This window comes from Pseudomonas sp. LM13 (assembly GCF_041381355.1).
Classification (GTDB): Bacteria; Pseudomonadota; Gammaproteobacteria; order Pseudomonadales; family Pseudomonadaceae; genus Stutzerimonas; species Stutzerimonas frequens.
Genome location: NZ_JACBXH010000014.1, coordinates 1 through 15537, shown reverse-complemented (window position 1 = coordinate 15537; position 15537 = coordinate 1). Strand labels below are relative to the sequence as shown.

At 64.2% G+C, this 15537-nt stretch carries 11 protein-coding genes and 1 pseudogene; all 12 read left to right on the top strand.

The window, feature by feature from the left end; genetic code table 11:
- Positions 1-111: 111 nt before the first annotated feature.
- The 12 genes and pseudogenes from HZR81_RS10980 to HZR81_RS10925 all read left to right on the top strand — a co-directional run bounded on the left by HZR81_RS10980 (position 112) and on the right by HZR81_RS10925 (position 15514).
- Positions 112-1014, top strand: coding sequence for a D-hexose-6-phosphate mutarotase (locus HZR81_RS10980; protein ID WP_102839007.1), 903 nt, complete (start codon positions 112-114; stop codon positions 1012-1014).
- Positions 1015-1394: 380 nt separating this feature from the next.
- Positions 1395-2957, top strand: a complete 1563-nt coding sequence (tssA, locus tag HZR81_RS10975) for a type VI secretion system protein TssA (RefSeq protein ID WP_500128104.1) — start codon at positions 1395-1397, stop codon at positions 2955-2957.
- 17 nt (positions 2958-2974) lie between these two features.
- Positions 2975-3481 carry a type VI secretion system contractile sheath small subunit gene (gene tssB / locus HZR81_RS10970; protein WP_008567243.1) on the top strand — a complete coding sequence of 169 codons (507 nt, stop codon included), beginning with the start codon at positions 2975-2977 and terminating at the stop codon, positions 3479-3481.
- A 26-nt stretch (positions 3482-3507) separates the two neighbouring features.
- On the top strand, positions 3508-4986 hold the full coding sequence (tssC, locus tag HZR81_RS10965) for a type VI secretion system contractile sheath large subunit (protein ID WP_500128103.1): 1479 nt from the start codon (positions 3508-3510) through the stop codon (positions 4984-4986).
- Positions 4987-4990: 4 nt separating this feature from the next.
- Positions 4991-5398, top strand: coding sequence for a type VI secretion system baseplate subunit TssE (gene tssE, locus HZR81_RS10960; RefSeq protein ID WP_003303358.1), 408 nt, complete (start codon positions 4991-4993; stop codon positions 5396-5398).
- Positions 5399-5409: 11 nt separating this feature from the next.
- Positions 5410-7326 (top strand): PAAR domain-containing protein, encoded by a 1917-nt coding sequence (locus HZR81_RS10955; RefSeq protein WP_500128102.1) that lies wholly within the window; start codon positions 5410-5412, stop codon positions 7324-7326.
- Complete coding sequence (locus HZR81_RS10950) at positions 7323-7961, top strand: DUF2931 family protein (RefSeq protein ID WP_270054268.1); 639 nt, start codon at positions 7323-7325, stop codon at positions 7959-7961. Before HZR81_RS10955 ends, HZR81_RS10950 begins: the two co-directional genes overlap by 4 nt.
- Positions 7948-8310 (top strand): hypothetical protein, encoded by a 363-nt coding sequence (locus tag HZR81_RS10945; RefSeq protein WP_500128101.1) that lies wholly within the window; start codon positions 7948-7950, stop codon positions 8308-8310. Before HZR81_RS10950 ends, HZR81_RS10945 begins: the two co-directional genes overlap by 14 nt.
- 55 nt (positions 8311-8365) lie before the next feature.
- A complete protein-coding gene (gene tssF / locus HZR81_RS10940) occupies positions 8366-10156 on the top strand; it encodes a type VI secretion system baseplate subunit TssF (RefSeq protein WP_500128100.1) in 1791 nt (596 codons plus the stop codon).
- Positions 10120-11118, top strand: a pseudogene (gene tssG / locus HZR81_RS10935) (type VI secretion system baseplate subunit TssG); the annotation flags it as partial. The gene tssF and the pseudogene tssG, both read left to right, overlap by 37 nt.
- A 285-nt stretch (positions 11119-11403) precedes the next feature.
- Positions 11404-13995 carry a type VI secretion system ATPase TssH gene (gene tssH / locus HZR81_RS10930; RefSeq protein WP_500128099.1) on the top strand — a complete coding sequence of 864 codons (2592 nt, stop codon included), beginning with the start codon at positions 11404-11406 and terminating at the stop codon, positions 13993-13995.
- A 10-nt stretch (positions 13996-14005) separates the two neighbouring features.
- Positions 14006-15514, top strand: a complete 1509-nt coding sequence (locus tag HZR81_RS10925) for a sigma-54 interaction domain-containing protein (RefSeq protein WP_500128142.1) — start codon at positions 14006-14008, stop codon at positions 15512-15514.
- Positions 15515-15537 lie beyond the last annotated feature (23 nt).

Below are 15537 nucleotides of genomic sequence, written 5' to 3'. Positions count from 1 at the left end.
CTGGCTGCCTCCTCGGCTCAGCGAGGAGGCATGCTCTGCCTGGCCACTTTGGCTGAATCCCGCCTCCGCTCCGCGGTCAGACGCAAACCCGATCCCATCACGAGATTGCCCATGCCTGTCGATATTCAACGCATCGAAATGGACCAGCTCGCCTGCTGGCGAGTCCGCCGCGGTGAGGACGAACTGCTGATCGCCGAACAGGGCGCGCAGATCCTCAGCTATCGCCAGGGCGATGCGCCGCCGATCATCTGGCTCAGCGAGGAGGCCGCCTATCAGCAAGGGCAGTCGGTTCGCGGTGGCGTACCCGTGTGCTGGCCATGGTTCGGCGACCTGGCGCGCAACCCGCAAGGGGTCCAGGCAAGCTACCACGGCGAGCAACCCGCCCCGTTCCACGGCCTGGTGCGCGCCCTGCCCTGGCAACTGCGCGAACAGCGCAGCGAAGGCGATACGGCAGTTCTCGAATTCCATTGCCCGCAGGCGCTCGGCCAATTGCCGGGCTGGCCGCACCGGGTCGAACTGGCGCTGCAGATCCGCCTGGCCGACGAGCTGGAGCTCAGGCTCAGCAGCCGCAACGTCGGCACGGAGGCAGTCACCATCAGCCAGGCCCTGCACAGTTATTTCGCCGTCAGCGACATCCGTCAGGTGCGTGTGGAAGGCCTGGCCGGCTGCCCCTACATCGATACGCTGCTGGATTGGCAGCAGCGCCAGCAGCAGAACGGCGACCTGGCGTTCAACGGCGAAACCGACCGCATCTACTTGCAGCTCCCGACAACGCTGAGGCTCGTCGACCCGGCATGGAAACGCAGCATCCAGCTGACCACCCGTGGCTCGCGATCAGCGGTGCTGTGGAACCCCTGGATCGACAAGGCCAAGCGCCTGTCCAGCTTCGCCGACGACGCCTGGCAGCGCATGGCCTGCATCGAGACGGCCAACGTGCTGGACGACGTGGTGGTATTGCAGCCCGGCCAGCAGCACCTGTTGGGCGTGTCAGTCACCGCAATCCCCGCGCTCTGAATTGCCGAATACGATCGGCTATAACAGCGCCAATCATCTTTCTGTGATTGAGTAGATAGTTGCATGTAAGTGATGACTTACATGCAACTGGACTATTTCGCACAAGTTCAAATAGATCGCAGAAGCAAATTTCCCGACAGTTTTGAATTAGTTCCGTCGGCCGCCGGCTAATATTTCCCACTGCAACAGAGATCACACTTCTCGCCTTGAATGAGGCATACCCCCCGTCTAGGATGCCCACCCCATAAGGCCCTGTGCAATTTGTTGCGCAGGGAAAGTGCGCAAAAAGTTGCGCACCTCCTTTCTCGGAAACATGCCGCTCTTAAATATTCGGCAGTTTCAAAGTTCACGGATCGAACTTGAGCGTCACGGAAGACCCAATGCACGCCAGCGCACTCAGCAAGCATTATCTGGAACTTGCCAGAAAGCCGGTCAATGACAGCAATTTCGCTGGCGACGATATTCGCTACAGCAGCGAATTCGAATTGCTCGAGGCTGAACTGGCCAAGGCCGGAGCATTGCACCAGACCACCGGTATCGACTGGCAGAAGGTCCGCGAGGGCAGCGAGATGCTGCTCGCCTCGCTGTCCAAGGACCTGCGCGCCGCCGCCTGGCTGACCTGGAGCCTGTTCCAGCGCGAGTCGTTCGCCGGGCTACAGGCGGGGCTGAATCTGCTGCAGTACCTGTGCAGCAATCACTGGGCCGAACTGCACCCACGCAAGCCACGCACCCGCGCCGCCGCGATCAACTGGCTGCTGCCGCGCCTGGAACAGACCTTTTCCGAGGACGTCCCGGTCGGCGAACAGCTGCCGCTGTTCCGCAGCCTGGCCGAGCAACTGCATGCGCTGGAGCAGTGCCTGTCCGGTCATCTCGGCGAAGACGCACCGCTGCTGTTGCCGCTTTGCCGCCAACTCGACGGCATGGTCAAACGCGCCAGCTCGGGGCAACCGCAGCCCGGGACAGTGGGCGCAGCCATCGCCCAGGTGAAGCAGGTCGCCAGTCAAGTCTTCGCCCCCGGTTCGCCGATCGAGAACGACAAGGAAGCGCTCAAGGCCCTGCGCAACCTGCAGGAACAGGCACGCCCGCTGACCGCCTGGTGGCTGAAGCAGCGCACCAGCGATCTGCGCCCCTTGCGCCTGGCGCGAACGCTGCTCTGGCTGAGCATCGACAGCCTGCCCGAGCACAACAGCGAGCAGATCACCGCGCTACGTGGCGTACCCGCCGACAAGCTGGCCAGCTACCGCGAACGCTTCGCTCAGGGGCATTACGCCGACCTGCTGGTGGACCTGGAAAACAGCACCGCGCGCGCGCCGTTCTGGCTGGACGGTCAGCGCCTGGCCTGGGAGTGCCTGCAGGAGCTAGACGCCGCGCAGGCCATGCGCGAAGTGGAGATCCAGCTCGCGCTGTTCCTGCAACGCCTGCCGCGTCTGGAAGAGCTGTGCTTTCACGACGGCACCCCGTTCGCCGACGCCAAAACCCGCGCCTGGATCAGCGGCCAGGTCATGCCCCATGTACAGCCGGCCACGGCCGCCAGACAGGAAGAACCGCCTGTCACCGGCACCGCACAACCGAGCTGGGAGCTCGCGCTGCAAGAAGCCGTTCCGCTGTTGCGCAAAGAAGGCCTCAAGCCTGCCGTGCAACAGCTCAAGCAGGGCCTGACTCGCGCCCGCGGCGGCCGCGAGCGCTTCTTCTGGCAGCTGAGCCTCGCCCGCCTGTGCTACCAGGCCAAGAAATACGAGCTGGCCAAAACCCAGCTCGAAGCACTCGACCAGCAGCTCGAGGCCAGTGGCCTGGGCAGCTGGGAACCCGATCTCGCCCTCGAGGTACTGCGCCTGCTGCACAGCTGTTGCGAGCTGCTGCCGCAGAACCACGCCGTGCGTGAAAGCAAGGATGAGATTTACCGCAGGCTGTGCCACCTCGATCTCGAAGTGGTGCTGGACTAACCGCAAAGGAGAACACCATGGCCAAAGAAGGCTCGGTTGCACCCAAGGAACGCATCAACGTCACGTTCAAGCCGGCCACCGGCAATGCTCAGGAAGAGGTCGAGCTGCCCCTCAAGCTGATGGTGCTGGGCGATTTCACCCAGCGCGCCGACGACCGCAAGATCGAAGACCGAAAGCCCATCGCCATCGACAAGAACAGCTTCGACGAGGTCCTGGCAAAGCAGGAGCTGAACCTGACCTTCGGCGTGCCGAACCGCCTGCAGGACGAGCAGACCGATGACGAGCTGGCCGTGCAGCTGCGCATCAATTCGATGAAGGACTTCAACCCGGCCAATCTGGTCGAGCAGGTCCCGGAACTGAAGAAACTGATGGAACTGCGCGACGCCCTGGTCGCCCTGAAGGGCCCGCTGGGCAACGCTCCGGCCTTCCGCAAGGCCATCGAAAGCGTACTCGCCGACGACGATTCGCGTGACCGCGTACTCGGCGAACTGGGCCTGGCGGCCAAAGAGAAGCTGGACGCCTGATATCACCGACAAGGAAGCACATCTACATGACCACTAGCGCAGCCGCCGTCGAGCACGGCAACCACCTCGCCGAAGGCGGCATCCTCGACCGCATCATCGCCGAAACCCGCCTGACCCCGGATGACGAGGCCTACGACATCGCCAAGCGCGGCGTCTCGGCCTTCATCGAAGAACTGCTCAAGCCGCATAACGAAAACGAGCCGGTGAAGAAGGCCATGGTCGACCGCATGATCGCGGAGATCGACGCCAAGCTCAGCCAGCAGATGGACGAGATCCTGCACCACCCGCAGTTCCAGGCCCTGGAGTCCTCCTGGCGCGGCCTGAAGCTGCTGGTGGATCGCACCAACTTCCGCGAGAACATCAAGCTCGAGCTGCTCAACGCCTCCAAGCAGGACCTGCTCGATGACTTCGAGGACAGCCCAGAGATCGTCCAGTCCGGCCTGTACAAGCACATCTACACGGCCGAGTACGGCCAGTTCGGTGGCCAGCCGGTCGGTGCGCTGATCGCCAACTACTTCTTTGACCCCAGCGCACCCGACGTGAAGACCATGCAGTACGTCGCCAGCGTCGCGAGCATGTCTCACGCGCCCTTCATCGCCGCTGCCGGCCCGAAATTCTTCGGCCTGGAAAGCTTCACCGGCCTGCCGGACCTGAAGGATCTCAAGGATCACTTCGAGGGCCCGCAGTTCACCAAGTGGCAGAGCTTCCGCGAGCAGGAAGATGCCCGCTACGTCGGCCTGACCGTTCCGCGCTTCCTGCTGCGCAACCCCTACGATCCGGAAGACAACCCGGTGAAGAGCTTCGTCTACAAGGAAAACGTCGCCGGCAGCCACGAGCATTACCTGTGGGGCAACACCGCCTACGCCTTCGCCAGCCGCCTGACCGACAGCTTCGCCAAGTTCCGCTGGTGCCCGAACATCATCGGCCCGCAAAGCGGTGGCGCGGTCGAGGATCTGCCGCTGCACCACTTCGAGAGCATGGGCGAGATCGAAACCAAGATCCCGACCGAGGTGCTGGTTTCCGACCGTCGCGAGTACGAGCTGGCCGAGGAAGGCTTTATCGCCCTGACCATGCGCAAGGGCAGCGACAACGCCGCGTTCTTCTCCGCCAACTCGGCGCAGAAGCCCAAGTTCTTCGGTAATAGCGAAGAAGGCAAGACCGCCGAGCTGAACTACAAGCTCGGCACCCAGCTGCCCTACCTGTTCATCGTCAACCGCCTGGCGCACTACCTGAAGGTGCTGCAGCGCGAGCAGATCGGTGCATGGAAGGAGCGCACCGACCTCGAACTGGAACTCAACAAGTGGATCCGCCAGTTCGTCGCCGACCAGGAGAATCCGAGCTCCGAAGTACGCAGCCGTCGTCCGCTGCGCGCCGCCCAGGTCAACGTCAGCGACGTCGAGGGCGAACCGGGCTGGTACCGCGTCAGCCTCAGCGTGCGTCCGCACTTCAAATACATGGGCGCGGATTTCACCCTGTCGCTGGTCGGCAAGCTGGACAAGGAATAAGCACTTGAACGGATACGGCAGCCTCTTCGAACGCCTCGGCGGTGACGCCGCGCGACGTTCCGGCTGGAGCCGCGAAGTCGCGGCGATGGCCTCGGTGGCTGCCCATCTGGCCAAGATGCTCAGCACCCGAGCGGGCAGCGTGCAGACGCTGCCCGACTACGGGTTGCCCGATCTCAACGATATGCGTCTGTCGCTGCACGACTCGCTGCAGCAGGCGCGTATCGCCATCGAGCGCTTCATCGAAGCGTACGAACCCAGGTTGACCCAGGTGCGCGTGCTGTCGCTGCCGCGAACCCACGACCCGCTGACCCTCGCCTTCACTATCGAAGGCCTGCTGGAAGTGGATGGCCTCAAGCGCCAGGTCAGCTTTTCCGCCAGCCTGGATGGCAGCGGACAGGTCAAGGTCCAGTAAGGAGACAACGGATGTCCGGCAAACCCGCAGCCCGCCTCGGCGACCCCACCGCCTGCCCGAAGACTGGCCACGGCACCAACCCCATCGCCGCCGGCTCGCCCGACGTGCTGTTCGACGGTCTGCCGGCCGCGCGCATGGGCGACGCTTCCGCCTGCGGCGGTGCGATGGCCAGCGCGGTGATCCCCAACGTGCTGATCGATGGTAAGCCGGCGGCGGTGGTGGGCAGTGTGGGTAATCACGGCAATGTCGTCACCGCCGGCTCGGGGACGGTGGTCATCGGCAGCAGCCACAACTCGGCGCCCTTCCTCGCGCCTGCCGCCCTTGGAATTGCCAAGGCAGTTACTGCGGCGGCCGCTGCCGCCGAGGCCTTTCGCTCATCTGAACCGATAGCCCGCGCCTGGCAGGAAGAGCCGGGTGACCTCGCGCCATTGGGCGTTGAAGAGGAAGACGAAGAAGAGGAGCTGGTCGAGCAGCCGCAGCAACAGGCGCGTCAGGGCATCACCCTGCGAATCGGCGTGTTCTTCGACGGCACCGGCAATAACCTGGCCAATGCCGCCGTGACCGAAAAGTGTCGCCAGGACGACCTGACTCTGCTGGACGAGCGCACCCTCGGGGAGGTCGTCGAGTATTGTAGGGCGCATGGTTTCGGCGGTAGCGAAGGCAACGGCTTCTTTGCCCAGACACCGGACAACAGCTACGGCAACGCGCCGAGCAACGTAGCGCGGTTATTCGACCTGTACCAGGACGATGCGACCCGGAGCCTGGCTAAGGACGAACGTAGCGCCAGCATCAAGGCGTATCTCGAAGGCATCGGCACCAGCAGCGGCGAGGAAGATTCGGTATACGGGCAAGCGACGGGCATGGGTGACACCGGTGTCGTGGCCCGGGTAATGCAAAGCCCCAACACGATCAGCCTACAGCTGGGCCTATTTACGGAAAGCAACCCCGGAGTGCAGGTCGACGCGTTGGAATTCGATATCTTCGGATTCAGCCGCGGCGCAGCAGCAGCCCGCCATTTCGCCAATGAATTGCTCAAAGCCAACGGTGGGGTGCTGGCTGGCCTCCTGCGCCCGGGCCAGTTCGGGCTGTCAGAAGATTTCGAATGGAGCGGCCACGCCTGCATCAACTTTATCGGGCTGTTCGATACGGTGGCAGCCGTGGCCGATCCAATGAGGTGGGACTTCAGCCCTGCTGACCACCTCAATCCAGGCGTCAACCTGTACCTGCCTCCGGGTTGCGCACGCAAGGTAGTCCAGCTCACGGCTCGGGATGAGATGCGCTGGAACTTCGCGCTCAATAGCGTGGCTCCGCATCACCAGGAGATAGCCCTTCCCGGCGCGCACTCGGATATCGGTGGTGGCTATCTTCCGATTGCCCGGGAAAAGCTGATCTTGAGTCGTCCTGTCAGCTCCACGGTGCCCGCTGGGACGCCTATTGAAAGCACGCACGCCTGGCGTGAAACCAGCCGTCAATACGAGAAGTGGATGGCTCTCGGGCTACCGGAAGATCAGCTTAAAAAAGAGGTTCGCCGCATCCGCAAACTCAATCCCCGCGGCGTCAACCATCCACCGGAGGACTGGGTGTTAGGCCTGGTAACTATCGACCGTCAGATACGCGGCGAGTTAGCGCTGGTGTATTTGCGTGTGATGCGGGAATTGGCGGTGGAAAATGGGGTTCCCGTCAAATCTATTCCCGACACGCCGATTTTTGCGCTTCCTTTTGAACTCCAAGATATTGCCAAGAAAATGATGGCTTATGCCTACGGTAGCCGGTTTGACCTAAACGAAGATGAAGATCGCTTGCTCCGATCACGATATATCCACCTATCTGCACACTGGAAACCCACGAGCGGCCTGCTTATCAGTAAACCCGCGCCCAATGTCCGTTTGGTCTACAACAACGAGCCACAGCAAGGCTACCCCGAATGAAGAAGCTCCTCCTCGCATGCACACTCGCATTGCTCAGCGGCTGCGCGAGCAGCCAAGCCCAACCTAAGCTGCCTTTTGACGCGTGGTACGCCGGCACTTTCGCGCCGAACCATATGGAAGTATGGGTAGAAAGCGTGGACGTGATCGACCGCCGCGGTCTCGCATACGAAAGAGTCAATGGCGGAGTGCCATCCTATGCCAGCACGATCGCGGGCTGGCCTTCACATCCGGCGGGAGGTGCAGGCAAAGGTCTACGCGGTATCGATCTGCCAGAAATCATCTTTGTGCGTTGGCAATCCCTAGTCGAGCCGCAGACCTATAACGTGCGAATCAACATTCCCGAGTGGGTACGGGAGGAAATGCTTAAGCCACAGGCGCCTTACTGCCGTGGCGAGAAGCGTGTCGTCGAAGGAATGTATCGCCGATTCATCACCATCGGCCTCGCTCCCGGCGGAATCGCCAAGGCCTGGGTAGGCGGGCCCTGCCTGCAGTCCATTGAGATTGGCCGCTTCGAGGCTGCAGTTAGCAAGCTAGGGCCGAGCCTTGGACAGAACGAGGGGCGCTACGCCTATCCCCTCTCGGAAAAAGCCAAGGCCTACATCGAGCAACACGGGGTGCCCTATGGCTCGTGGTAAACCCTCCTCACGCTGCGCCCGCCTGGCGCTCGCCGCCCTCGCGCTGACATTGGCCGCCTGCACCAACACTTCCCCGCCGCCGCGCGAACTGGCCGGGCGCTACGAACTGGTCGGCGTGATGGAGATGGGCTCACAGCTGCTGCTCCAGGAACAGGGCACGTTCGAGGCGGTGCTCTACTACGGCAGCCTCGACATCCAGGGTCGAGGGCACTGGGCAATGGCGGACGGGCAGATCGAGTTGCGCGAACGCGGGCCGAGGGCCTTTTTCGACGGGATGAAACTTGTGCCAAGCGGCAACTGCCTGCTCGTGAACATGGACACCTCCACGGGATGCTACCGCCGACGCTAGGAGCCCCGCCGCACAAGCGCGCCGGACACGAAACGACAAGGATGAATCGTTAGACATGTCTTTCAACCATTACTACCAGAGCGAGCTCACCGCCCTGCGCCAGCTCGGCAAGCGCTTCGCCGAGCGCAGCCCGGCGCTCGCGCCGTTCCTCGGGCAGGCCGGGCGCGATCCGGATGTCGAGCGGCTGCTCGAAGGCTTCGCCTTTCTCACCGGGCGGCTGCGGCAGAAGCTCGATGACGAGCTGCCGGAGCTGACCCACTCGCTGATGCATCTACTCTGGCCGAACTACATGCGTCCGCTGCCGGCTTTCAGCATGCTGCAGTTCGATCCGCTGAAGCGCCCCGGTCCGGCGCTGACGGTACCGCGCAATACGCCGGTGGAATCCAATCCGGTGCAGGGCGTCAGCTGCTGCTTTCGTACCGCCTACGCCACCGAAGTGCTGCCGCTGGCGTTGCAGGCGCTGGAGTACTCGGTCAAGGGCACCGGTGCACTGCTCAGCCTGCGCCTGCAGATGAGCGCCGATGGCCATCTTGGCGAGATCGGTCTCAACCATCTGCGCCTGCACCTGGCGGGCGAGCCCTATATCAGTCAGCTGCTCTACCTCAGCCTGTTGCGCCATCTGGGTGGCATCGAGCTGGTGCCGCTGAACGAACAAGGCTACCCGCTGACCGGTCCCGATGGCCGCCCGCTGACGCCCTTGCAGCTCACCCCCAAGCAGCTCGAACCGGTGGGATTCGCCGAGGATGAGGCGCTGATCCCCTACCCGCTCAATACCTTCCGCGGTTATCGCTACCTGCAGGAATATTTCGCCTTCCCCGACAAGTTTCTCTTCGTCGACCTCAAGGGCCTGGAGATCATTCAGCGCATTCCGGACGACATGCTCAAGCAGGCCCGCGGTCTGGAGCTGCGCTTCGACATCCACAAGGCCGGCGTGCAGCGCATCCGCCCGACGCGGGACAACGTGCGCCTGTACTGTACGCCGGTGGTCAACCTGTTCCCGCACGATGCCATCCCGATCCGCCTGGACGGCAAGCAGGACCAGTACCTGCTGCTGCCGGCGGAGTACGATGCGCAGCAATGCGGCGTGTTTTCGGTGGATCGGGTCACCGGCTGGAAACCCGGCGGCATGGGCTACGAAGAGTACGTGCCGTTCGAATCCTTCGAGCATGACCCCAGCTTCGATGTACCGGTGGCGCGCCCGCACTACAGCGTGCGCCAGCAACCTTCGCTGCTGGGCGAAGGCCAGGAAACCTGGCTCAGCTTCGGTCTGCGCAACCATGACCAGCACGAGACGCTGTCCATCGAGCTGACCTGCACCAACCAGAACCTGCCGCGCCAGCTGAAGCTCGGCGACATCTGCAAGCCCTGCGAAGACACCCCGGAATTTCTCAGCTTCCGCAATATCTCGGCGGTCACCCCGAGCTACGCGCCGCCGCTGCAGCGCGACTATCTGTGGAAGCTGATCAGCAACATGTCGCTGAACTACCTGTCGCTGGCCAACGTCGAGGCGCTCAAGGTGATCCTCGAGACCTACGACCTGCCGCGCTATTACGACAAGCACGCCGAGAACGTCAGCCGGCGGCGCCTCGGCGGCCTGACTCACATCGCCCACCAGCACGTCGATCGCCTGCATCGCGGGCTGCCGGTGCGTGGCGTCCGTACCGAACTGACCATGAACCAGGACGGCTTCATCGGTGAGGGCGATCTGTTCCTCTTCGCCTCGGTGCTCAACGAATTCTTCGCCCTCTACGCCAGCCTCAACTCGTATCACGAGCTGCGCGTGCAGAGCACACAGGGAGAGGTGTACCAATGGACGCCGCGCATGGGTCAGCAACCGCTGCTCTGAAACCGCTCAACCGCGGCATCCGCGAGTACAGCCTGTTCCAGGGTGTGCTGCTGGTGCTCGATCGCCTGCGCCAGCTCAATCCCGGTCTGGATGACGAGGCGCTCTATGAACGGCTGGAATTCCAGGCCAACCCGAGCCTGGGCTTTCCCGGCAGTGATATCGAGCAGGTGCAGTTCTTCCAGGAGCACGACGAGTGGCGCGCGCGCCTGCGCATCAACCTGGTCAGCCTGTTCGGCGCCGGCTCGCCACTGCCGGCCTTCTACGGCGAACAAGCGCTTGGCGACAGCGAGGACGGCAACCCGACCCGTGATTTTCTCGACCTGTTCAACAACCGCCTGCAGCGCCTGCTGCTGCCGATCTGGCAGAAGTACCGCTACCGCGCCCGCTTCACCAGCGGCGCCCATGACCCCTTCTCGGAGCAGCTGTTCGCCCTGGTCGGGCTCAGCGGCGAGGCCATCCGTAGCGCGCCGGAACTGAACTGGAAGCGCCTGCTGCCCTATCTCGGCCTGCTCAGCCTGCGCGCACACTCGGCCGCATTGATCGAGTCGGTGCTGCGCTACTACTTCAAGCACGCCGAGCTGAACATCGAGCAATGCCTGGAGCGCCAGGTGGAAATCCTCGACGAGCAACGCAACCGCCTCGGTCTGGCCAACAGCCGGCTGGGCGAAAGCCTGGTGCTCGGCGAGCGGGTCCGCGACCGCGGCGGCAAGTTCCGCATCCATATCCGTCAGCTGGACTGGAATCGTTTCCACGAATTCCTGCCCATCGGCAGCGGCTACCAGCCGCTCTGTGCGCTGGTGCGCTTCACCCTGCGCGATCCGCTGGATTACGACCTGCGCCTGGAGCTTCGCCCGGACGAGATCCGTGAACTGCGCATCGGCGCCGACAACAACTGCCGCCTCGGCTGGACCAGCTGGCTCGGACGCAACCGCGCCGACGGCCTGGTCACCCTGGGCAGTCAGCGGGCGAGCGCCGCGGTTAATGACGGCCGCGGCGTCGCCCCGCAGGCCGCAAGCCAAGGCATGAGGAGAGAAATTTGGTGATTCCAAATGAGCGACAAACAACGCCGGATTGTGGTCTGCGGGGCACGCCCCTTCGGGTTGCTTCTGTGAGCGCGCCATGCCGCGTTGCGGGACTTGTCGAGGGAATGGCCATCGTCTGCGTCCCTCGCCTTGCCTGGCACGCACACAGAAGCAACGCGGCTCGCCATTAACCGCGGCGCTCGCCCTCCATTAAGGAAGATGAAAATGATCAATGTCGATCTGCAACAACTGGTACAGGCGCTGGACGCCGAGACCAAGCGCGACCTGGAAGGCGCAGCCGAACGCTGCGTGGTACGTGGCGGCAGCAAGATTCTCGTCGAGGACCTGCTGCTCGGCCTGCTCGAGCGTCCCGATGGACTGCTCAAGCGAGCCTTGCTGGATGCCGAAGTCGATACCGGCGCACTGGCGCAGGCGCTGCAACCGCGAGGCGAGCACAGCGAATCGCGTAACCCGGTGTTTTCCACCGAACTGGTGCAATGGCTGCAGGATGCCTTGCTGGTGGCCAGCCTGGAACTCGGCCAGAGCCAGATCGACCAGGCCGCGCTGATTCTCGCGCTGCTGCGCAATCCGCTGCGCTATGCAGGCAGTCATTACCAGCCATTGCTGGCCCGGCTGGACGCCGAGCGCCTGCGCGACTTCGCCCTCAGCCAGCAGCCTCAAGGCAGCACCGGCAAACCTGCTGCCAGTGGCGAGTCAAACCTGGCGCGCTTTACCCACAACTTCACCCAGCAGGCCCGCGACGGCAAGCTCGATCCGGTGCTCTGCCGCGACTCGGCGATCCGCCAGATGATCGACATCCTCGCCCGGCGGCGAAAGAACAATCCGATCGTGGTCGGCGAAGCTGGGGTCGGCAAGACCGCCATCGTCGAAGGCCTGGCACTGCGCATCGCCGCCGGAGAAGTGCCTGCGGCACTCAAGGGCGTCGAGCTGCTCTGCCTGGACCTCGGTCTGCTGCAGGCCGGCGCCAGCGTGAAGGGCGAATTCGAGCGCCGGCTGCAGGGTGTGATCGACGAAGTGAAGGGCTCAGCCAAGCCGATCATCCTGTTTATCGACGAGGCGCACACGCTGATTGGCGCCGGCGGCCAGGCCGGTAGCGGCGATGCGGCCAACCTGCTCAAGCCGGCACTGGCACGCGGCGAGCTGCGCACCATCGCTGCAACGACCTGGAGCGAGTACAAGAAATACTTCGAGAAGGACCCGGCACTGGCCCGGCGCTTCCAGCCGGTGCAGCTGCACGAGCCGAGCGTTCCGGAAGCCGTCACCATCCTGCGCGGGCTGGCGCCGGTCTACGAAAAGAGTCACGGCATCTACCTGCGCGATGATGCGGTCACGGCCGCCGCCGAGCTGTCGGCGCGCTACCTGGCCGGCCGGCAGCTGCCGGACAAGGCCGTCGACGTGCTGGATACCGCCTGCGCGCGGGTGCGCATCAGCCTCGCCGCTGCGCCCGAGGCGCTGGAACGCCTGCGTGGTGAAGTCGCCGAAGGCGAGCGCCAGCGTGAAGCCATGCGCCGCGATCTGGCCGCCGGCCTGCCGGTCGACGCGGCTGTCCTCCAGCGGCTGGAGCAAGGTCTGCTCACGGCGGGAGACGAAATAGAGCAACTCGAATCCCACTGGGCCAGGCAGCGCCAGCTCGCCGAGCGCCTGCTCGAGCTGCGCAAACGCACCGCCGAAGCCCGCAGCGATGCAAACGAGGACGGCGAGGCCCCATCGCTCGATGAGCTGGAGGCCGAGCTGCGCACCGTGCAGGCCGAACTCGCCGCAGCCCAGGCCGAGCAGCGACTGGTCAGCCATGAGGTCTGCCCGCGCCTGGTGGCCGAGGTGATCAGCCACTGGACCGGCGTGCCGCTGGCGCAGCTGGCACGGGAGCACAACGCCCAGGTCGCCAACTTCGCCGCCGATCTGCGCGCCCGGGTGCGTGGACAGGAACAGGCCGTCGAAGCGCTGGATCGTGCCATGCGCGCGGCAGCGGCCGGGCTGAACAAACCCGACGCTCCGGTGGGCGTGTTCCTGCTGGTCGGCCCCAGCGGCGTCGGCAAGACCGAGACCGCCCTCGCCCTGGCCGACCTGCTGTATGGCGGCGAGCGCTTCCTCACTGTGATCAACATGTCCGAGTTCCAAGAGAAACACAGCGTTTCCCGCCTAATCGGCGCGCCTCCAGGCTATGTCGGCTACGGCGAAGGCGGCATGCTCACCGAAGCGGTACGGCAGAAACCCTACTCGGTGATTCTGCTCGACGAGGTGGAGAAGGCCGATCCGGATGTGATGAATGTCTTCTATCAAATCTTCGACAAGGGCGTGGCGAATGACGGCGAAGGCCGCGAGATCAACTTCCGCAACACCCTGATCCTGATGACCAGCAATCTCGCCAGCGAGTGCATCGCCAGTTTCTGCAGCGCCGGGCAGCGACCGGCCGCCGAGGATCTGGAACTGGCCATCCGTCCGCAGCTGTCGCAGCACTTCAAGCCGGCCCTGCTCGGGCGCATGCGCGTAGTGCCCTATTACCCAATCGCCGGTGAGGTGCTCGACGAGCTGGTCGCGCTCAAGCTGGCACGCTTCGGTGAGCGGCTGCAGCGTCGCCAGCTGCAGTTCAGCCACTGCCCGGCGCTGGTCACGCACCTCTCCGAGCGCTGCGGCGACAGCGACAGCGGCGCGCGCCTGATCGACCATCTGATCGAGCAGCACCTGCAACCACTGGTGGTGGACCGCCTGCTCGCTGCCATGGCCAGCGGCAAGCCGCTGCAGCGGGTGCATGCCACGCTGGATGGCGACGGCGCGCTGGTCTGTGAGTTCGCCTGAAATGTCCGCAATGTTCAATCAGGTGCCACAGCCACTGCGCTATGCCGAGGCCCTGCTGGGCCGCTTCGCCGGGCTGGCGCGCGCGGCGAACGCCGACAGCCTGCTCGGTGGACTGGTGGAAACCGCGGCGCAGCTGAGCAACTGCCAACTCAGCCAGCTCTATTTGCTGGACGCCACCCACACTCGCCTGACGCTCTGCGCTGAATGGCACAACGGCCTGCTACAGCCACGCGAAGCCACCAGCCTGCCGAGTGATTACGACGGCGAGCAGCTGCTGCAATACTGCCTGTGCCAGAACCAGACCCTGTGCCTCAGCGAACTGGACAGCAATCTGCACGCTTCGAGCTTCCTGCCGGACAGCCCGGTCCCCTGGCGCAGCCTGCTCTGCCTGCCGCTGCAGGACGAGCAACAGCGCGTCGCCGGCCTGCTGCTGACGGCCAGTACCGAATCGCGCGAGCTGCACGGCTTCAGCGGCTCGCTGGCCCAGCTCGGCGCCTTCGGCCTCGCCCAGCTGCATCTTCTCCAGCGCCTGCGCGCGCCCGGCGGCACCGCGCCAGTTGCCGCGCCAGTCAGTCCCTGCGCCAGCGGTTACGGCCTCATCGGTGACAGCCCGCGCATGCGTGCGGTCTACCAATTGATCGGCAAGGTGCTGCACAGCCCGGTCAACGTGCTGCTCACGGGAGAAACCGGTACCGGCAAGGAACTGGTGGCGCGCGCCATTCACGATTGCGGGTTCCGACGCAGCAAACCCTTTATCGTGCAGAACTGCGCTTCGCTGCCTGAGCAGCTTTTGGAAAGTGAGCTGTTCGGCTACCGCAAGGGCGCCTTCACCGGTGCCGACCGAGACCGCAGCGGCCTGCTTGATGCGGCGAACGGCGGCACGCTGTTCCTCGACGAGATCGGTGACATGCCATTGCTGCTGCAGGCCAAGCTGTTGCGCGTGCTGCAGGAAGGCGAAGTGCGCCCGCTGGGCTCCACCGAAACCCACAAGGTCGACGTGCGCATCGTCGCCGCCACCCACCGTGACCTGCGCAGCCAGGTGGAGAACGGCCTGTTTCGCGAGGATCTGTTCTACCGCCTCTCGCACTTCCCCATCGAACTGCCGCCGCTGCGCGAGCGTGAAGAGGACATCCTGCGCCTGGCCCGGCATTTCGCCGACAAGGCCTGCGCGTTTCTCCAACGCGATCTGTGTCGCTGGTCCGACGCCGCGCTCGAGCGTCTGGCAGGCTATGCCTTCCCCGGCAACGTGCGGGAATTGAAAGGGCTGGTGGAGCGCGCCGTGCTGCTCTGCGAGGGCGGTGAGCTGCTACCGGAACACTTCAATCTGCATGTGGAGGCGAGCCTGGACAGCAGCCTGAACCTCCGCGAACGCATGGAGCGGGTCGAACGCAGCCTGCTCATGGATTGCCTGCGCAAGAACGGCGGCAACCAGAGCCAGGCCGCCCGCGAACTCGGCCTGCCGCGGCGCACGCTGCTGTATCGCATGGAACGGCTGAATATCAGCCCGGCCGATCTCTAAGGAAGGAAAGACGCCATGTTCAA